Source organism: Microcoleus vaginatus FACHB-2002, assembly GCF_040004035.1.
In the GTDB taxonomy this organism is placed as follows: Bacteria; Cyanobacteriota; Cyanobacteriia; order Cyanobacteriales; family Microcoleaceae; genus Microcoleus; species Microcoleus vaginatus_C.
The window spans coordinates 62,628-80,663 of sequence record NZ_JAMPLN010000013.1; the positions used below are offsets into that span (position 1 = coordinate 62,628).

The 18,036-nt window shown below is 45.0% G+C and carries 16 protein-coding genes and 1 pseudogene; 7 read left to right on the forward strand and 10 right to left on the reverse strand.

Annotated elements, in window-relative coordinates; translation table 11 throughout:
• The first annotated feature begins 35 nt into the window (after window positions 1-35).
• Both NDI35_RS13400 and NDI35_RS13405 read left to right on the forward strand, forming a co-directional pair.
• Window positions 36-1,097: an ABC transporter substrate-binding protein gene (locus NDI35_RS13400; RefSeq protein ID WP_445313163.1), complete on the forward strand. Its 1,062-nt coding sequence runs from the start codon at window positions 36-38 to the stop codon at window positions 1,095-1,097.
• A 222-nt stretch (window positions 1,098-1,319) separates the two neighbouring features.
• Window positions 1,320-2,408: an ABC transporter ATP-binding protein gene (locus NDI35_RS13405; RefSeq protein ID WP_445313233.1), complete on the forward strand. Its 1,089-nt coding sequence runs from the start codon at window positions 1,320-1,322 to the stop codon at window positions 2,406-2,408.
• 222 nt (window positions 2,409-2,630) lie between these two features.
• Here the strand turns inward: NDI35_RS13405 and NDI35_RS13410 are convergent, their stop codons facing one another.
• Window positions 2,631-4,718: a thioredoxin domain-containing protein gene (locus tag NDI35_RS13410; RefSeq protein ID WP_445313164.1), complete on the reverse strand. Its 2,088-nt coding sequence runs from the start codon at window positions 4,716-4,718 to the stop codon at window positions 2,631-2,633.
• Window positions 4,719-4,845: 127 nt separating this feature from the next.
• Between NDI35_RS13410 and NDI35_RS13415 the strand changes: the two genes are divergently transcribed.
• Window positions 4,846-6,420 carry an outer membrane protein assembly factor BamB family protein gene (locus NDI35_RS13415; protein WP_445313165.1) on the forward strand — a complete coding sequence of 525 codons (1,575 nt, stop codon included), beginning with the start codon at window positions 4,846-4,848 and terminating at the stop codon, window positions 6,418-6,420.
• A gap of 257 nt (window positions 6,421-6,677) precedes the next feature.
• On the opposite strand, the pseudogene NDI35_RS13420 reads toward NDI35_RS13415, so the two are convergent.
• Window positions 6,678-6,878, reverse strand: a pseudogene (locus tag NDI35_RS13420) (DUF255 domain-containing protein); the annotation flags it as partial.
• A gap of 1,461 nt (window positions 6,879-8,339) precedes the next feature.
• On the opposite strand from NDI35_RS13420, the gene NDI35_RS13425 reads away from it, so the two are divergent.
• The 3 genes from NDI35_RS13425 to NDI35_RS13435 all read left to right on the forward strand — a co-directional run bounded on the left by NDI35_RS13425 (window position 8,340) and on the right by NDI35_RS13435 (window position 11,610).
• Window positions 8,340-9,074: a PEP-CTERM sorting domain-containing protein gene (locus NDI35_RS13425; protein ID WP_445313166.1), complete on the forward strand. Its 735-nt coding sequence runs from the start codon at window positions 8,340-8,342 to the stop codon at window positions 9,072-9,074.
• 1,032 nt (window positions 9,075-10,106) lie between these two features.
• Window positions 10,107-10,943: a cyanoexosortase A gene (gene crtA / locus NDI35_RS13430; RefSeq protein WP_445313167.1), complete on the forward strand. Its 837-nt coding sequence runs from the start codon at window positions 10,107-10,109 to the stop codon at window positions 10,941-10,943.
• Window positions 10,944-11,112: 169 nt separating this feature from the next.
• Window positions 11,113-11,610 (forward strand): 2TM domain-containing protein, encoded by a 498-nt coding sequence (locus NDI35_RS13435; RefSeq protein WP_445313168.1) that lies wholly within the window; start codon window positions 11,113-11,115, stop codon window positions 11,608-11,610.
• Window positions 11,611-11,846: 236 nt separating this feature from the next.
• On the opposite strand, the gene NDI35_RS13440 is transcribed toward NDI35_RS13435, so the two are convergent.
• Window positions 11,847-12,866: a CHAD domain-containing protein gene (locus tag NDI35_RS13440; protein WP_445313169.1), complete on the reverse strand. Its 1,020-nt coding sequence runs from the start codon at window positions 12,864-12,866 to the stop codon at window positions 11,847-11,849.
• Window positions 12,867-12,998: 132 nt separating this feature from the next.
• Between NDI35_RS13440 and NDI35_RS13445 the strand changes: the two genes are divergently transcribed.
• Window positions 12,999-13,328 carry a FlxA-like family protein gene (locus tag NDI35_RS13445; protein ID WP_445313170.1) on the forward strand — a complete coding sequence of 110 codons (330 nt, stop codon included), beginning with the start codon at window positions 12,999-13,001 and terminating at the stop codon, window positions 13,326-13,328.
• Between the two features lie 157 nt (window positions 13,329-13,485).
• On the opposite strand, the gene petJ is transcribed toward NDI35_RS13445, so the two are convergent.
• The 7 genes from petJ to NDI35_RS13480 all read right to left on the reverse strand — a co-directional run bounded on the left by petJ (window position 13,486) and on the right by NDI35_RS13480 (window position 18,008).
• Window positions 13,486-13,824, reverse strand: coding sequence for a cytochrome c6 PetJ (petJ, locus tag NDI35_RS13450; protein WP_445313171.1), 339 nt, complete (start codon window positions 13,822-13,824; stop codon window positions 13,486-13,488).
• A gap of 126 nt (window positions 13,825-13,950) precedes the next feature.
• Window positions 13,951-14,451 carry a photosystem II cytochrome PsbV2 gene (gene psbV2 / locus NDI35_RS13455; protein ID WP_445313172.1) on the reverse strand — a complete coding sequence of 167 codons (501 nt, stop codon included), beginning with the start codon at window positions 14,449-14,451 and terminating at the stop codon, window positions 13,951-13,953.
• A 154-nt stretch (window positions 14,452-14,605) separates the two neighbouring features.
• On the reverse strand, window positions 14,606-15,094 hold the full coding sequence (gene psbV / locus NDI35_RS13460; protein WP_333035576.1) for a photosystem II cytochrome c-550: 489 nt from the start codon (window positions 15,092-15,094) through the stop codon (window positions 14,606-14,608).
• A 145-nt stretch (window positions 15,095-15,239) separates the two neighbouring features.
• On the reverse strand, window positions 15,240-15,431 hold the full coding sequence (locus NDI35_RS13465) for a hypothetical protein (RefSeq protein WP_006633443.1): 192 nt from the start codon (window positions 15,429-15,431) through the stop codon (window positions 15,240-15,242).
• A gap of 383 nt (window positions 15,432-15,814) precedes the next feature.
• The gene (gene accD / locus NDI35_RS13470; protein WP_333075686.1) at window positions 15,815-16,765 is read right to left on the reverse strand and encodes an acetyl-CoA carboxylase, carboxyltransferase subunit beta; all 951 of its coding nucleotides are present in this window, start codon (window positions 16,763-16,765) and stop codon (window positions 15,815-15,817) included.
• A gap of 129 nt (window positions 16,766-16,894) precedes the next feature.
• Window positions 16,895-17,116 carry a hypothetical protein gene (locus NDI35_RS13475; protein ID WP_445313173.1) on the reverse strand — a complete coding sequence of 74 codons (222 nt, stop codon included), beginning with the start codon at window positions 17,114-17,116 and terminating at the stop codon, window positions 16,895-16,897.
• Window positions 17,117-17,177: 61 nt separating this feature from the next.
• Window positions 17,178-18,008, reverse strand: a complete 831-nt coding sequence (locus NDI35_RS13480) for a prepilin peptidase (RefSeq protein ID WP_445313174.1) — start codon at window positions 18,006-18,008, stop codon at window positions 17,178-17,180.
• Between the last annotated feature and the right edge of the window lie 28 nt (window positions 18,009-18,036).

Sequence of the window (18,036 nt, forward strand, 5' to 3'; positions counted from 1 at the left end):
GTCATAATTATTTTTGTCTGCAACTAACAAAACCTATGAAACGCCTGCTGACTTTCCTACTTTTGTTTGTGATGAGTGCAACGGTGGCTTTTGGCTGTAGCCGCACAGGTGGCAACCAACAGCAAGTGCTCAGCATTTACAATTATGCAAGTTATATCGCCCCAGAAGCGATCGCCCAATTCGAGAAAGAGAACAATGTTAAAATTCAATACGACACTTTCGAGAACAGCGACGCACTCTATGCCAAACTAAAACAGGGCAACCCCGGTTACGACTTAATATTTCCCGCCGATTACATGGTGAAAGTCATGATCGCAGAAAATATAATTGAGCCGCTGAATTTAAACAATATTCCCAACCAAAAGCACCTAGAACCTAAGTTTATCAATCAAGCTTTTGATCCGGGAAATAAATATTCGCTGCCCTACCAGTGGGGAACGATGGGAATTGGCTACAACGTGAAAACAGTCCAGGGAGAAATTAACAGTTGGGGGGGGATGTTCGACCCAAAATATACCGGAAAAGTCGCGTGGCAAGACGATGCCAGATACACATTGGCAGGAGTTTTAATGTATTTAGGATTTGACCCAAATACAACCAACCCCGAAGAAATTAACCAAGCCCGCGATTTGCTGATTAAAAGTAAAAATATCATTGCAGCTTTTGTCCCCGACACCGGGCAAAATATGCTAGATCAAGGAGAAGTATATTTGACAATGGAATGGAGCGGTGATATTTTCCAAGTGATGACAGAAAATCCTAATCTCCGTTACGCTATTCCCAAAGAAGGAACAATCATTTTTTCTGACAACATGGCCATTCCCAAAGGTGCGCCCCAGAAAGAGTTAGCGGAGAAATTTATTAACTTTATTTTGCAGCCAGAAGTCGGCGCCCAAATTTCCAATTTTACCCACTTCGGATCGCCCAACAAAGCAGCAATTGATCAAGGTTTAATCGACCCGAAGGATTTGAATAATCCTCAAATTTACCCGCCGGCTGAGGTGTTTGCCAAAATGAAATTATTGCAGGATGTCGGGAAAGCAACTGCATTGTACGATCGAGCTTGGACGGAAGTTAAAGCAGGGGCTGGAAAGTAGATATAACACAGGTTCCTGCCGGGGCGGGTTTACTTAAATTTTTAGCTTGTATTGGAGTTGCACCATCGTCAAGAACGGGCTCTCCGGCCCGTTCCACAAGAAAATTAAGTTTGGTGGAACGGGCTCTCCGGCCCGTTCCTAAACAAGTAATTGAGAATGGTGCAAGATATCAGTTTAACCGGACTCGAACTCAGATTTTTATTACTCACACATACTAACAGAATGCACTCTGTAGAAGTTTTAGAAGTTTCCAAAGTATTTAAAAGTGTCCGCAGTCAAGATTTCTTAGCTGTAGATAACATCAATCTGCAAATTTACGATCGAGAATTCTTTTCTTTACTCGGCCCTTCCGGCTGCGGCAAAACTACAACTTTGCGAATGATCGCGGGTTTTGAAATTCCCACAGCGGGCGAAATTTACATTCACGGTCAACCGATGCAAAATCGCCCGCCATTTCACCGCCCAGTAAATACGGTATTTCAAAACTATGCTTTATTTCCGCACATGACAGTAGCACAAAATGCCGCTTTTGGGTTGGAAATGGAGAATTTGCCTCAGAAAACAATTCGCGATCGCGTTGCTGAAGCCTTAGCATTAGTACAGTTAACCGAGGTAGGAAAACGCTATCCCCGCCAACTGTCAGGGGGACAGCAGCAGCGAGTAGCGCTAGCCAGAGCATTAGTCAAACAGCCGTCTGTTTTGCTGTTGGATGAACCCCTAGGAGCGCTGGATTTAAAATTGCGTAAAGAGATGCAATTAGAATTAAAAAAAATGCAGCGAAAATTGGGAATTACGTTTATTTATGTAACTCACGATCAGGAAGAAGCGCTAACGATGTCGGACAGAATTGCAGTGATGGATGGAGGAAAACTGCAACAAGTCGGCACGCCTGTTGATATTTATGAATATCCTAAAACGCGGTTTGTTGCTGATTTTATTGGCGACAGCAATTTTTTAAGCGGGCAAGTAGTAGAAAAGCAAAACGGTCAAATAATCGTGTTGGTTGACCAGCAGTTGCCTGTGTTAGTTGCGACAGCCGAAGATATGCCCGCTGGGAAAGTTGTCACCCTGGTGTTGCGGCCAGAAAAAGCTGCTCTTTTCCCGGCTAATTATGACGCTGAAAATAGCTGGCCGGGAATAGTAGAAGAAGCTATTTATATTGGCACTGACACGCGCTATACGGTGCGGTTGACTGCTAAAAGCTCGATCGCCCTTCGCCGACAAAACTTGCACAGAGATGACTTGCAGCGACACCAAGTCGGCGACAGCGTTCGAGTTGCCGTGCCGCCGGAAAGTATTTGCATTTTTTGACATCTAACTATCGCTACGGTCGTCAAGCGCCGTCTAACCAGTAAAGCTAAGTCCAAGCCACGTGACAATGGAAAACTTAGTTGAGATTGTAGAAGATTGAGGAGCCGATTGAAGATGTACTTCCTTCCCGGTAGAAGATAATCTACTTCTTCCTCCAGCTTCCTCCTTCTTCCTTCGCGTCCTTCGCGTCTTCGCGGTTCAATAATATAGACAGTATTGGTGCTAAACTCGCGTTTGACTTTGCAAAATTTCCTCCAACAGCCGCTCTTGACTTTTCGCAGGTTCCTTGCAAGTCAAACACTCGCAAACTAACCCGACAACCCCTTCAGGCAAATCTGCCTCAATCTGACAGACAGCAGTCGGATAATACTGCGAAATCAACCCAGCAATTTGATCGGAAGTCGTGCGAATTAGGGTAGAATGCTGATACCAGTCGATCGCCGAAAGCAAACTCGGACAAGCTTGCGGAGCATCTTGTACAATACTGCTGAAAGCTTGCAAACCTTGCTCAGCGCGATCGAGATATTCTAAATTCGGGCCCAACAGCGCGAGGCGAACCAAAGATGCGATCGCAATTCCATTCGCCGCCGGAGTTGCATTGTCTATATAGCTGCGTTCCCGCACCAACAAATCTCCGCTAGCATCCTTAGCAGTATTGTAATATCCTCCCAATTCCACGCTCCACAAAAACTCATCAAACTCTTCTTGCACCTGCACAGCTTTCTCCAACCAAAACTGAGAATTCGGCAACTGTTTTGCCTCTTCCCCGTTGCCTAAAGTCAAACTCGCTTGATGCAAATCCAACAAAGCTTTCACAAACAAAGCATAATCTTCCGACTGCGCGGTTACAGCAGAGTGTCCGTCATAATTCAACCGCTGAAACCGCCCATCCGTCCACTGATTGTCTAAAATAAAATTAGCCGCTTTCACAGCTAATTCCAGATATTCCCAATTTCCAAAAACAGCCGCAGCGCGGGCTAAACCCGAAATCATTAAGCTATTCCAAGCAGCAATCATTTTCGTGTCAGTAACGGCGGGAATTCTACCCGGCCAACTGTCGTTTTTAGCTTCTTGATTGTTGCGCGCTGGCGGAAAGGTTTTTACAGTATCGCGATTGCCACCGTAGCGAACTTGAAAGAGTTTAGCCAAAGCCGTTTCTACCGTGGCGCTCAGTTTTCCTGGATGGCGGCGCTGCAATACATTCTTGCCTTCAAAATTGCCGTTGCGACTAACAGTAAACTGTGCTTTAATTTCTGCCAATTCCTCAGCAGTTAATAGTTGTTCCAGTTCGGCATAAGTCCAGACATAAAATGCTCCTTCTTCCGGTTCAACTTCTTCAGAAGTGTTAAAGCTGTCAGCATCCTGTGCAGCATAAAAATAACCTGTCGGCGCGGTCATTTCTCGCTTCAACCATTCTACTGTCCCCGCGATCGCAGTTTCAAAAGCAGGCTCTTGTATTCCCGCACTCCACAAATTCGCTAAATACTCAACAATTTGACCGTTGTCGTAAAGCATTTTTTCAAAGTGTGGCACAGTCCAAGTCGCATCAACCGTGTAGCGGTGAAATCCGCCTCCTACGTGGTCGTAAATGCCGCCCAATGCTAAGTCTAATCCGCGCTGAGTGCAGACTTGTTTGCTGTCGTATTTTGATTCAAAATTAAATCGCGTTCCCCGCAGTGCTAGCTCAGCATAAGGTATCATCGGAAAACTGGGGCCGGGGTTGCTGCCCGCAATAATTCCGGTGTTGAGTTCTAAGCCTTTTTGGAAGAGTTCGCGATTTAATTCTGCGGTTACTCCTGACAGCGCGGCCGACTGTTGGAGGTTGCCTAAAATCTCTGCTTTGAAGGCTTCTACTTTGCCTTTTTCTGTGTCGTAAAAGCGGCGAATTGCTTGCAAAACTTCTAAAAATCCCGGTCGTCCGTAGCGCGGTTCTACAGGGAAATAAGTGCCTCCGTAGAAGGGAACTCGCTCGTCTGGAGTGAGAAAAACGTTGAGTGGCCAACCGCCTTGACCGGTCATCATTTGCAAGGTTTGCATATAAATGCTGTCGATATCCGGGCGTTCTTCACGATCGACTTTTATCGGTATAAAATGCGAATTCATGTATTCGGCGATCGCGCGATCGGAAAATGCTTCTCCTTCCATCACCGTGCACCAGTGGCAGCTAGAGTAGCCAATTGACAGGAAAATCGGTTTATTTTCGCTTCGGGCCGTTTCTAGGGCTTCGTCGCACCAGGGCCACCAGTCGATCGGATTTTCGGCGTGTTTCCGCAGGTAAAGGCTTTGGGATTGAGCAAGACGGTTGACCATAATCAAATCCACTTTAACTCGTGCTGAGTAAGCTTGTCAGTTCTATAGCAGTTTAGCGCGAGATGTTTTAGTTGAGTTGTTGCTGATAATTATGTTTTAATATTATGGCTGATTATCTCGATCTAATATGAGCTTATCATCTCGGAGAACCTTCAATCAACACCTAGGGCAATTTTTGCTGAGTGCTGCTGTTCCTCCTGCTGTTCTCAAACTGAGCCAAACTGAATCCTCGGAACAAGCTTTATTAGAAACTAATCTTAACAATTTTCTGGCTAAAGCAGACCCAGAAATAGAATTATTAGTCCCAACATTTTTAGGTAATGACAAGCGCCGCTTTTACGGCAGAGGTGTTCCGAAAAGCTTGAATTTAATCGACAAATTTCAACTAGGCGGCGGCCGGACTTTTCTGGGAAGGCGGTCTGTAGTTTGGAGCGGTGCCGGTTGGACTGGACAGCCGACAATTACCAGAGACGGGGGAAAAACTTATTTAATTATAGGTGCTTATGACCACAATTTGCGAAAAATAGATATTGCTACAAATAAAGAAGTTTGGCGCTATAAATTTGATGATGTGATCAAAGGATCATCAACGATTTATATCGATGCAAAAGCTAGCGCTGAAAACAGAATTGTGATTTTGCAAGGCAGCCGCAGTGGTGGCGGCGGCAAAAGTGTCGTGCCGAGTTTTAGGGCCATATCTTTTAGAACTGGCAAGGAACTTTGGAAATTGGACATCAGGAAAACACCCAGCTACAGCCGGGATAATGACAGCAGCGCTTTGGACATCGGCGGTGGAGTTTTGTTCAATGCGGGGGAAAATGCGATCGGCTATTTTCTCGATAGTTCCACAAGCAATGCAAAAATCAAACAAGGCATCAAGCAGCCAAATATCTTGTCGGAAGTACAGCTTTATGCAGCAGCCGATATCAGGAAGCACGGTGGCAACTTGGTAGCGGAGTCATCGCCATCGAGGCTCAAAGATAGAATATTTATAGCTGCTGGTTCCGGTCATATTTACGGTATTAGCATTGAATCTAAAAAGATAGTTTGGGATTTTTATACAGGTTCAGATTTGGATGGAAGTGCTGTAATTTCTAAATCAGGGAAACTGTTTTGTGCCATTGAAAAACAATACATTCAGGGCAACGGCGGAGTGCTGAAGCTGAATCCCAACAAGGAACCGAATGCCAGTGTGGAATGGTTTTTGCCGACTGGAAATCGCCGACTTTCTAGCTGGGAAGGCGGGATAATTGGCTCGGTGGCGTTGAATGACGAGTACAATTCAGGCGAGTTTCCGGCGCTGTTTGCCACAAATGCACTCGACGGCAATTTATACGTCGGTTCCCAAGATATGATTACAGGCAAAAAAATTGCTGTACCTTGGCGAAACCAGTCTTACGATACTCCGGTAATAGTATTTAAAAAAGCGATTGGTTCTTCAATTTCGACTCCGATTTTTACCGATGGCAATAAACTGATCAGTGCGGGATACAACGGTGTTTATTTGTTCAATTTGAATTGGGAACGAGCGAAGTCTGGGGATCAGAATGCTTTGAAAAATGCTAAAGGGGAGTTTTACCGTCTGAAAGTAATAGAATCGGGGAGATTTAAGCCGGGTTTGTCATTTGAGGCGACGCCTGTAGTTTGGGACGGAATTGTGAGGATTTGCGCGAGGGATGGCTGGATGTATACTTTGGGTTAGTTATTGGTATTTTGTACCTGGATCGGGAACAGGCAAGATGCCTGTTCCACAATAAGTAGAGTCTGTTGTGGAACAGGCATCTTGCCTGTTCTTAAAAGGGTGTTGAAATCCGCCACCTATTCCTACCTGCGGTTTAACTGCGGTTATATGTATGAGAGAAATAATTTCGGAAATTATCGGAAACTCGTTATGGCAACTCATGAAACTCAAATAAGTCAAGTTTACGGTTCAGAGGATGCTTAAGGTATTTTACAGTTTGCGATCGCGCGATCGCAAAATCCTTCACCTTCCATCACCCTACACCAGTGGCAGCTAGAGTAGCGAATTGACAGAAAAATCGGTTTATTTTCCCGGACGGCCCTTTCTCAGGATTCGTCGCACCAGGCGCACCAGTCGATCGGATTTTCGGCGTGTTTTCGCAGATAAAGGCTTTGGGATTCAGCAAGACGGTTGACCATAATCAAATCCACTTGAACTTTTGCTGGGTCAGCTTGTCAGTTCTCTAGCAGTTTAGCGCGAGATGTTTTAGCTGAGTTGTTGCGGATAATCCTGTTTTCAGATGATCGCTGATAATTTAGATGTCAAATGAGTCAATCATCTCGGAGAACCTTCAATCAACGGCTGGGAAAATTTTTGCTGACTGCGACAGTTCCTCCTGCTGTCCTCAAACAGTGCCAAACTGAATCTGGGAATTGACGGAGTGAGAAAGTCGCTGAAACCTTGATATTTAGAGAGTTTAGGCTCTGGAACCTCCCTCAAGAGAGTAGTAATTATCACAAGTTAATTGACCATTTTGATGGTAGCGAACACGAACTATCGTGATTAGACCCTGTAGAAAGTCTAAAAAATAGCGAGCGCACGCACACATTTTTTTGATGACAAGCTACTCAAACCCTTACAGCGTAAAGTATTTCTAGTTGCTGATCACCCGTTAAATCGTGGAATCGAGCTTTTTCGGAAAAATAATATTAACCAATGTTTAGCGAAAGCAGACCCAGAAATAGAATTATTAGTCCCCACATTTTTAGATAACAACCACCGCGCCTTTCTACGGTAGACGCAGGGCTGTTTCATTCTCTTGTAGGGGCGGCCCCCCGTGGCTACCCCAATCCATGAAACGCCTAACAAATCGTGGATGGGTCGGGTCGGCATGCTTGGCACGACCCGTACAAAAGGCTGGTTTCCCTGAGAATGAAACAGCCCTGACGGTAGACCGGTTCCGCAAACTATGTCCCAGAAAGTCGAGTCGTCCCTTTAGTCGGCCAAAGTTCCGGCGTCACAGATAATAACGACCACCGAAACCATTGGTCTCTAAACGGAGATGTTGCACCATGATCAATAAGCCTGTTTTGGGCGGCCTCTGGGGCCCAACCCCTATTCCCCCCAAGAAAACTCATTCTTTGTGGAACGGGTCCCGGAGCCGGTTTTTGGTAATGGTGCAACATATAAGTCTAAATGGCGCTTGTTGCTGAATCCGAAAGCGAGAATCGACGCAGCGAATATGCTCCAAGATTTTGTCCGGAGTTATAGCCCACATTACGCAGTTTCACCTGTCACCATCGGTTTTTACCTATTTTTACCCAGCCATCAAGCTCTCACTTAAACTTTTCTACCGTACATTAACGGAGCAAAAACTTTTTAAGGGCATAATTTAGAGTTTAAAAATAGTTTTATCAGTAATTATGCTGGGTGAAAACCCACTTTAAGAAGGTGGGTTATAGCTTGTTGAAAGAGAGAAAAGTCAGGAATAAAATCCGGATAGCAGCACCCCTATTTTTTGATGTACGCCATAGAAAATAGCTAGCTAGAACTCATCAATTTAGGCATTTTGTCTCAATCCCATCACCCTATTCTGAATCTTCATCGAATCTTTATCAAAACTACTTGCATTAACTTGTGCTTCCGTTTACATTGAATATGTGAAGGGAAAAAACCTGCTTCCAGTCAACTTAAAAATAAAGGTGTCAACCATGAAATTCCAATTAAACTTAGTCAAATCTATTTTAGCTGTTGCCGGTGTCGCCGCTGTTAGTGCACTCTCCGCAGCACCTGCCTCTGCCTTCAGCTTTGGTAATATCGCTGGTAGCGATAATCAGTATGGAGATGCTTATTTTAAGGACTTTAGCTTTGATGTCACAGATGGTGGCGCAGATAACGTTATCTTCAAGATTGCAAATAATACATCCGCAGCCGGCATGTTTATTGGTGGAGTTTACTTTGACACAGGTTCTAATAGCAATTTATTGAGCGCCTTTGGCGTTGATGTTGGTAATACTGGCACAGTTAATTTTGAAGATAGTGGAACTGCTAATATGGCACAAAGTGGGAACCTTAGTGCTTGGTCTACTGATTTTTCAGCTACGAAAAAAGGTGCTGCGTCTAACGGTGTTCACGGTGGTGAGGTTTTGGGGTTGAGTTTTACTGGAAATTATAATAACGTAGTTTCCGCGTTGAATGCTGGTACTTTAAGATTAGGGTTGCACGTCCAGGGTATTGGTCCTAAAGCTGAGTATAGCGATAGTTTCGTCAGCACCATTAGTGCTGCCAACACTGAAGCTACTCCTGAACCTTTAACAATGCTTGCTGCTGGAGCCGCTGTTGGGTTTGGTACTATGTTCAAAAAGCAACGCGCTCGGGCTCAAAAAGCTGAATAGGCTATCATTTGAACTCGTTTTCGATTCTGGCTTGATGCCAAACTGATTATTTTATGTTCGAGCTAAAAACCTGGTTTCACCAAGAAACCAGGTTTCTTATTATCTGATAGCGCCCCACCGTGAAAACCCCAGACTTGGAAGCCTATCTCAAGAGAGCATCTCATATTTGTAAACACACTTCTTCTGGCTCCTTCCTTCTTCCTATTTCCTCCTGGCTCCCAACTCCAATTTCTAGCTTGGCTGCTTTCATTGAGATGCTCCCGTCAAATCGCCCCTAGACAGCGCATTTAAAAACTACCGTAAGGCTGCTTCTGAAGCATTTCCGATATATAGCAATCCTTGCAGGAGTCGTAAATTTTTTACCCCACCCCAACCCTCCCCGAACCCGCTCGATCGGAAGTAAGAAATTCACAAATGATGCGAGGATTGCTATAAAGACACTGAGATTCTTGAAAAGCAGATAATCACCATTGAACATGGCTCGAACTCTAACTCGCTCAGCCGTATTTACTCAAACCTCAGTGTCACACCATGCGCGGTGCTAATTGCGTCTACTCTCAAGAACTCCAAGCTTCATTAAGGCTACTTATTTTTAATTATTGTTGATTCACTTCCTTTTTAGTCTTTGCTTACAGCGGCTGAGTAAGCAAGTGCTAGACCCCCAACCAATCATTTCGAGTAGCAGTCTTTTCAATAGGTATCCTAATGCTGAGCTATGGGGTGCCTCTGAGTCTCACCACCCATCAAATGCCAGAGTGTCTACTAACCTCATCTCAAAGATTTACGGCCCTTAAAATCCTCCCAGTCCTTTCCGTAGGAGGGGTTCAAGCTAATGAGTTGTCCACATCCCCTACTATTTTTATGATATGATCTAACAATAGTCTGGACTGTTTTTATTTCGTAGTCGGAAACCCTCGATTTTCCGTTGTTACTTCGATTGCCGAATCGCCGGGAAACCCTTATTCTAGGGTTGACAATCAAAAACTGTCCGAAGTCTGGCTCTCATCAATCAACTAATAACTAATATCTACAATGTTCAAGAGAAAACTTTTTTGGCTCATCATTATTGCCACAGCTTTAGTCACTCTGAATATGACACTCCTGTGGAAACTGGACGATATTGCTCATTTTTGGATGAGTATAGTTTTTTGGTTCGCTGTGGGTTCCCTGCTTTGGGACAACCAGGATATTCTCAAACAGAGTGAGATAAAAAGTGACCTATTATCGAGAATAGCAGGGACGCTATTAATAGCTTTTATTTTATTTAAAAGTGCTGTAGTTTCAAGTAAATTCGATCCTTTTTTAAGACTTGCACCTTTTTTGTCGGGTTTAGGTTTGAGCCTACTTGCGGTAGGTTTTCATAACTTAAAACTATATTGGCGTGAATTGGTAATACTATTTTTTCATGGCACCCCCAGTGTCATTACGTTACCTTTAGTGGATTTTATTACCTCGCTTACTGCTAAATTTGCTTATTATTCTTTGTGGTATGTCGGTTTTGATGTAACACGGGACGGTAATTATGTGGCTTTACCGACAGGAAGGGTGTTGGTAAATGGGGGTTGTTCGGGTATAGAGGCAATGAATTACTTATTAGGTTTAGCTGTAGTTTGTTTGTTGATGTTTCCTACCAAACAAAATAAGGCTTTGGTAATAGGTTTCGCGGTCATTTGTGGTTTTATTATTAATGTTTTGCGAGTAGCGGGAATGGCCTTGCTAGTGGCATCTCATCGCCTAGATTTGTTTAAATATTGGCATGAGGGTGAAGGTTCTTTAGTCGTGGGAATGATTGCGGTGATTTTGTTTGGGATATTTTATCAATTTATGTTGAAACGAGATAGCAAACTTAGTCACAGTTCTGGAAATTAATTAGTTGCAATTTGGGGAAATATATCGGTTCTTCGATTTCCCCTCCCATAGTCAGGAGTCTCGCTCACTCAAATGTCCGGGTGTTGAAATCCGCCAATGTCACTACCTGTCGTTTAACTGCGTCTATATCTATCATAGAAAGGATGTCAGGAATTATAGGAAACCTGTTATGGCGACAAATGAAAGTCAAATAAATCACATTTACGGTTCAGAGGATGCTCAGGGTATTTTACAGCTTGCGATCGCGCGACGACAGGATGAAGGGGAATTATCCAGAGTCCAGCTTTTCGAGATTGCAGCGGAATTGGGCATTTCGGAACAGGATATTGTAGCGGCGGAACAACAATGGTTAGCAACTAGAGGAGAATTTCAAGAAAAGCTGGTGTTTAACACTTACCGTCGTCGCAAATTGCAGAAAAATGTGACCAAGTACGGCATTATCAATACTTTTTTAGTTTTGTTTAATCTAGCAGGATCGCACGAGCTTTCTTGGTCGCTGTTCATTTTACTAACGTGGGGATTGGGATTGTCGCTGAATGCTTGGAATGTTTATCAAACTGAAGGCGAAGATTACGAAAAAGCGTTTCAGCGGTGGCGTTTGAAGAAACAGGTGGGACAGTCGCTCGGCACTGCGACTGATAAGTTTATGAAGTGGTTGCAGTCGTGATTTGCTATGGTAAAAAACGCTATCCCCCTTTTTTTTACTTCACACTGGTGAAGTAATTCGGATTTTAACTCGTTACTGGAAAGAGTAATTGTTAAGGTTTTTTATTTAACCTATCCCCAAGAGCGATCGCCCTTTATTGAGTTACACAATGAAGGACACTGCAATGCCGTGTCCCTACAAATATCCCTCTTTGAGTCCCTCCCGCCAGTCGATCGCATTCTCTCCTCGCGAAAAACCTAACTTTCCTGGGGCAACTTTCCGTTAGCAGCATCTTCAACCACAGGATGAATTAAAGCAGATCGAAAACCTTGCCGAATTTCCGAACTCAAATACCGGCGCTGCAAAATCTGCCATTTTTGCCAAGCTGCATAGCGATTTTCGGCCAACAAACCAGCCAACTTCGGCAACTCTTTTTTCAGATCGCGATCGACAAACTCTGTCAGAAACTCGCCTAAAACTTCACTGTCTTGAATATCGCCCAAACATTCCTGAATAGCTTTTACATCTTCGACATAAACTTCGTAAGTCTCGCTGTAAAAGTCCCCAAACAGATTCATCAAATAGCGAACTCGCTTCGCTTGCTTCCGCAAATCGTGCAGAATAGTTCCCTCCGCTGCTAACTTCTCTTCGACAGCCTCAGCATTTAAATCATCAGCAACTTTAACTTTGCCATCTTTATATTCTGTACCCAACAGCCAAGCCGGATGTAGAAAAAACTCGCTGACTTGAGGTAACAGTAAATCTGGCAATACCTCAGCAATTGGCAAATGTTCGATCGCCTGAAACTTCGGTTTTTCCAGCCAATCCTCGATCGACTGCTTCAGCGATTCGTAGCTTTTGTGCTCTAAAATCGCCCTCACCCCTTTCAAAGCCCGCTGGCGCTGTTTGAGCAAATTCAACAAAGCCTTATCCAAAACTTCCTGTTCGTCAGCCGGCAAATTCGGGTAATAGCGGTTTTGGAGACTTTCGAGCATCACATCCAAATCCCGGAGCGTTCCCAGAATCCGCCCCACCTTACCAATTTTACGTTCAGAAGCCTCTTTTGGCCAATCTAAAACCGGAGCAAAACCAGTCACAGCCGATCGCAAACGTCTCAATCCCACGCGCATTTGATGAAGTTCTTCCGCGTCTTTGTCTTTGATAACTTCAGCCTCGTGCGCTACACTTTTGCGGAAATATTTCTCAATCGCCCCAGATGCAGCGTCTCCGAGAGTTTTAACTTGAGTTTTAACTTTTGCTGATGTTTTTACGTTCATGACAGGTGTAGATTCCAGATCCCCGATCAACTTTAATTTGGATTTCAAGGCTTTGCTAGTAAAGGGTTTACATCCTAGCACACAACCCCAATTTATGACCCGCTTCTATACATAAATCTTCATATAAGGTGCTTGACAGTTTATACAAAGTCAGCATTTAGCAATCTCAAATCTAAAATCTTCAATCTCAAATCTCAAATCTCAAATCTCAAATCTCAAATCTCAAATCTTCAATCTCAAATCTCGAATCTCAAATCTTCAATCTCAAATCTCAAATCTTCAATCTTCAATCTCAAATCTCGAATCTTCAATCTCAAATCTCAAATCTCAAATCTTCAATCTCAAATCTGGAATCTTCAATCTCAAATCTCAAATCTCAAATCTTCAATCTTCAATCTCAAATCTCGAATCTTCAATCTCAAATCTCAAATCTCAAATAAAATTACCCTCCCTCACGCTTGAGCTAATAAAAATCCGATTTCTGGCGCGCTTTCCCAAATAGGTTAAGATCGCTGCAAACCGATATTTATTCGCCAAAGGGTGAGAGAGGGTGCGATCGGGAGGACAAGTTTTAAATTAAATCAAACCCGCCCAGGTTGCCCGACTTCAAAGAGGCAGTTTAGCCTTTCCAGTCTTTCTCAGATTGCTGGAGCACGTAGGTTGCTACATCTTCGATTTGTTCGGGCTTCAAGCGGCCAGCGAAAGCAGGCATAGCATTTTTGCCCTTAGTTACCTGAGTGGTAATAGCTTCCAGAGAATTCATGCCGTACTTCTCAAGAGCAGCCTTTTTCAAGGTTTTCGGGGCCATAACCACGTTGCCGCCACCGATGTGACAAGCAGTACAGTTGGCGCTAAAGATTTTAGCTCCATTAGCAGCATCACCTGCCAAAGCAGGGCGACCAAAGCCGACGGTAAAAATTGCGAACGCTAATAGGGCGATCGATAAGAGTCTTTTCAACGCAGTTCTCCTCTAATGGACACGCAAAGGGTGATTCTTTAGATATTTTACCTGTTAAAACAGGCGCGATCGCGATCGTCGCATCGCTTTCTCCCGAGTAATTTACCACTTTTTGGCAGCGGTAGTTCAACTCTCAAAATTCTCCACGCCCCAGCCCGGAGCTTTCTGAGCGGCCCGGATCACAAAAGCCGCCAATTTTTCGATTTCTGCTTGGGGCATCCAGCTTTCGGGCACTTGGCGGCACCAAAAAGTCTCCTCAGTACCGTCATAAGTCATCGGTTCTCTCAGATACGCCACCAAACTATTGATGTTGTTGCGGGGAGGCGTTGCCCCCTTGAGGTCAGCCAAAGACAGAGATATCGTCGGATCGGGCAAATTAGCTCCTCCGACGTGACAATTCAGGCAATTTTGCTCGAACAATACCTTGCCCGCAGACAAATCCTGAGCCGAAAACAAGCGAGTATGTCCCTCAGAGTCCAACTCCAAAGCCACAGGTTCGCTGGCTTGTAAATACCTATTCACGTAAGAATCGGCAGCAGCCAAAACAGGTTGAGGAGCCAACAGCACGATCGGCAAAATAATTAACATCCCCAACAGAAAGCAGACAAAAGCACCACGACGCAGCATGAGGGACTACAACCTTTTGCGATAATCAATGAGCCGGAGGTAAATTTTAGATTTCAGATTTTAGAGCGAAAAACGACCAGCCAGCAATTCTTGCCGAACTTCAGCCCTCTCCCAATCCAAAATCCAAAATCTAAAATCTAAAATCTAAAATCGATTAGCGAGCGCCTTTGCCACCAGCCCACTGCTTGGAGACAATTTTTGGCTGCAAGAGAATGTGACCGGCAATCGCGTACAAATCGTCATCCGAGAGATTTCTCATCTCAGCGAAAATATCCGCACTCTTCATGCTCGGATGCAGTTCCGAAATTTCCTCAAACCCGTCATAAGTGGTGGGATTTTTCATAAAGTCCACCAGCGACTCAATATTATTCCGGGGCGGGTTGGCCAAAGCCAGAGTTTCCGGGCTCAAATTCACGTTCGGGTCAGTTTTTGTCATGCCCGCAGCGTGACATTGAGCGCAAGCCGAATTGAAAAGGCGTTTGCCTTGCTGAACTTGTTTGAGGCTCAGCACTACCGGAGCACCCTTGTCATTCAAAGTCACAGTGCGAAGTTCAGGACTCAGTTCGACAGCCATCGCACTGCTGACAAATAACTGAAAGCTCAAGAATACAGCGGTCAGAGCAATGAAATATCTTTTAAGCATGGTTCTCCTTAAAAAAATCCGGCAAATTATTGAACGCTAAGAGATCGTACCTGGCAAACAGATGTGTGTTCAAAATTCCCTGATTCTGCAACAACTGGCGCAAGTTTGTGCAGCCATACCTTTAAAGGTAGAGGAATTTTGCGAGCTAATCTGCAAGAAGTTTTGAGTCGCGCCTTTTTTCGAGAGTGGACATAATTGCCTTAACATCCTCCAAAGCCAAACGGGTTTGAGGGTGCTTGTAGGCAATTTCCAACTCGTCGCACAAGCGGATCACGTCTTCAACAGGGACGTTGAAGTCTTCTGCTATTTCTGCGATGGACAGGTCTGCAAAACCCATAATTTTTAGGTCGCTGACAGGTCAAAATTGAGTTGACGGCTATTAACTGAAAGCCGGACAATTTTAGAAAGCGCTGTTAGCTTGTTTTGTTAGTTTGTTCTGAGATGTTGTTCGATCTATCGCAAGCTAACTAACCGCTAACTGCTACTAGGCATTTTTGCCCAGCCAAACTCCAGGGCCAATCAACTTCCGATCAATATCATCCCACTGCTGCGTCGTTATTACCAATAGGAGTTGCGCGGATGGGGCTCAAAAGCCGGTGTCTGCGTGAACGTCTCGTTACCAAACTCAATATTGTTGGTAGAAGCCGGGTTTTCCGCAATTCCTCAGCAATTTCCTCTGTGCCCCGCACTCACCAACAGACAATCCTCCGGCGCAGCAGCTTAGGGAGAAAGTTTGAAAGCGTGAGTCTGCGGGGGCAAAGCGTGGTTGTCGCTGCCATTGAGGGCGGGAAATTCCGAGTCGGCAAAGAAAGGCTGGGGCTGGTGGAGGCTGATGAGCTGACCCAGAGTTTTCTTTAATTGAGTCCGAGGTACAATCAAGTCTACAAAACCGTGGGCGAAGGAGTATTCGGAAGTTTGATAATTTTCCGGCAGCTTTTCCCGCAGAGTTTGCTCGATCACCCGGCCGCCCGTAAAGGCCACAGTAGCTTTTGGCTCTGCAATTATAATGTCTCCCAGCATGGCAAAACTGGCGGTGACGCCGCCGGTGGTCGGGTGGGTCAAAATCGGGATGTAAAGCAGTCTCGCTTCCCGGTGGCGTTCTAGAGCGCCGGAAATTTTAGCCATTTGCATCAAGCTGAGCATTCCTTCTTGCATTCTTGCACCACCGGAAGCGCAGACAATGATTACGGACAAGCGTTCCCGCGTGGCGTGTTCGATGAGGCGAGTCAGCTTTTCTCCGACTACTGATCCCATGCTGCCACCGATGAACTGAAATTCCATGACTCCGAGGGCGACGGGCAAATTTTCGAGTTTGCCGATGCCTGTTTCTACGGCGTCTAGGTGGCCTGTTTTTTCTTGAAATTCTCGAAGTCGATCGCTATATTTTTTGCGATCGCGAAATTTCAGGGGATCGGTGGCGTGCAGTCCTTCGTTAAGGGGCACCCAGGTATTGGGATCGATCAACTGCTCGATGCGATCGTCACTGTAAACTCTGATATGATGGCCGCATTCCAAGCAAACCATTTGATTTGCTCGCAGGTCTTTGGTATAACTCAGGGCATCGCAAGCTTCGCATTTATTCCAAAGTCCGTCCGCAATTTCTCGTTCCGGCCGTTCTTGGGAGTTCGGTACTGATTTTCGTCGATTTGCAAACCAATCAAATAGAGACATTAAAACTTGCTAATTGGTAATTGGTAATTGGTAATTGGGAATTGGTAATTGGTAATTAGTAATTGTTAGTTGTTAGTTGCTAGTTGTCAATTGCTAGTTGTTCAGTGACTAATGACTAATGACTAATGACTAATCACCAGATTCTGGCTCATCTTCAACTGGACTGATGAGGAGCGATGCTGTTGGCTGGTGTTCTGGAAGAACTTGCAGGGCTGTAGCACTTCCAGCCCCCAAATAAGATGCTATGCCCAAGTCTACAATCCGGGCCGGGATTTCATGAGCAGCTAGGAGCTGCTGCATTAATTCCGCTTCCCAACGAAAGCTAGTAGTTGTAAGTGTAATCCAAGACACGGAACAATTTTACCAATTTTTGAGACAATATCATGCTCGATCGCGCCTGACTACCTGCCGATCAGAAACTAAAATTCGGGAAAAACAACTGCAAGTAAGTAGATAAGATCGCTTCGCCCCACAAAGCAGTAATTGCTGCACCGAGAGCCAGAAAGGGGCCGAAAGGCATGGGTTGACGCCGATCGAGCAAGCCGAGGGCGATCGCCCCGCCACCGGCAAAAGCCCCGGCTAAACAAGCGATGAATCCCGCTAGCAGCAAGTATTTCCAGCCCAGCCAAGCTCCCATCAAGGCGGCCAATTTGGTATCTCCGGCCCCCATAGCATTCTGCCCCAGTCCGATCGTGCCGGCGAGTCCAATCGCGTCAAACAGCCACAACCCGACAACTGCTCCCGCGATCCCATCGAGTACCAGATAGTGTACCGAGTCGATCGAACTAAAAGTCGGCCACCAACCTTTTGCCACCTGGAAAACCAATCCGAGCACCAAACCCGATCGAGTTAAAGAATTAGGCAAAGTCATTGTATCGCAATCAATCAAAGACAAAGCCAACAACCAGCTAAACAAAGCCCAAAAACCCAGAGTTTGCACTGTTACGCCAAACCGCCAGAAGATGAGCAAAAACAGCAAACCCGTAGCTGATTCCACCAGCGGATAGCGGGCCGAAATCCGACTGTGGCAGTGATTGCAGCGTCCCCGCAGCCACAGCCAACCGAAAACGGGTATATTTTCGTAAGTTCTGAGTTGATTTAAACATTTGGGACAGCGAGAAGGAGGGTTGATCACCGACAAACCCGCAGGCAACCGATAGACTACCACATTTAGAAAACTGCCAATAGCCGATCCGAGAATAAAGACGATCGCCGTGACAAGGCAATTAAAGATAATTTCCATTAATTTGTCTGTTGTCTGTTGAAAGTTG

What these genes read in the sequence shown, in the direction of transcription:
- NDI35_RS13400 (WP_445313163.1), top strand. Translation starts at nt 36, where the DNA reads ATGAAACGCCTGCTGACTTTCCTACTTTTGTTTGTGATGAGTGCAACG.
- NDI35_RS13405 (WP_445313233.1), top strand. Translation starts at nt 1,320, where the DNA reads ATGCACTCTGTAGAAGTTTTAGAAGTTTCCAAAGTATTTAAAAGTGTC.
- NDI35_RS13410 (WP_445313164.1), bottom strand. Translation starts at nt 4,718, where the DNA reads ATGGTCAACCGTCTTGCTCAATCCCAAAGCCTTTACCTGCGGAAACAC.
- NDI35_RS13415 (WP_445313165.1), top strand. Translation starts at nt 4,846, where the DNA reads ATGAGCTTATCATCTCGGAGAACCTTCAATCAACACCTAGGGCAATTT.
- crtA (WP_445313167.1), top strand. Translation starts at nt 10,107, where the DNA reads ATGTTCAAGAGAAAACTTTTTTGGCTCATCATTATTGCCACAGCTTTA.
- NDI35_RS13435 (WP_445313168.1), top strand. Translation starts at nt 11,113, where the DNA reads ATGGCGACAAATGAAAGTCAAATAAATCACATTTACGGTTCAGAGGAT.
- NDI35_RS13440 (WP_445313169.1), bottom strand. Translation starts at nt 12,866, where the DNA reads ATGAACGTAAAAACATCAGCAAAAGTTAAAACTCAAGTTAAAACTCTC.
- psbV2 (WP_445313172.1), bottom strand. Translation starts at nt 14,451, where the DNA reads ATGCTGCGTCGTGGTGCTTTTGTCTGCTTTCTGTTGGGGATGTTAATT.
- psbV (WP_333035576.1), bottom strand. Translation starts at nt 15,094, where the DNA reads ATGCTTAAAAGATATTTCATTGCTCTGACCGCTGTATTCTTGAGCTTT.
- NDI35_RS13465 (WP_006633443.1), bottom strand. Translation starts at nt 15,431, where the DNA reads ATGGGTTTTGCAGACCTGTCCATCGCAGAAATAGCAGAAGACTTCAAC.
- accD (WP_333075686.1), bottom strand. Translation starts at nt 16,765, where the DNA reads ATGTCTCTATTTGATTGGTTTGCAAATCGACGAAAATCAGTACCGAAC.
- NDI35_RS13480 (WP_445313174.1), bottom strand. Translation starts at nt 18,008, where the DNA reads ATGGAAATTATCTTTAATTGCCTTGTCACGGCGATCGTCTTTATTCTC.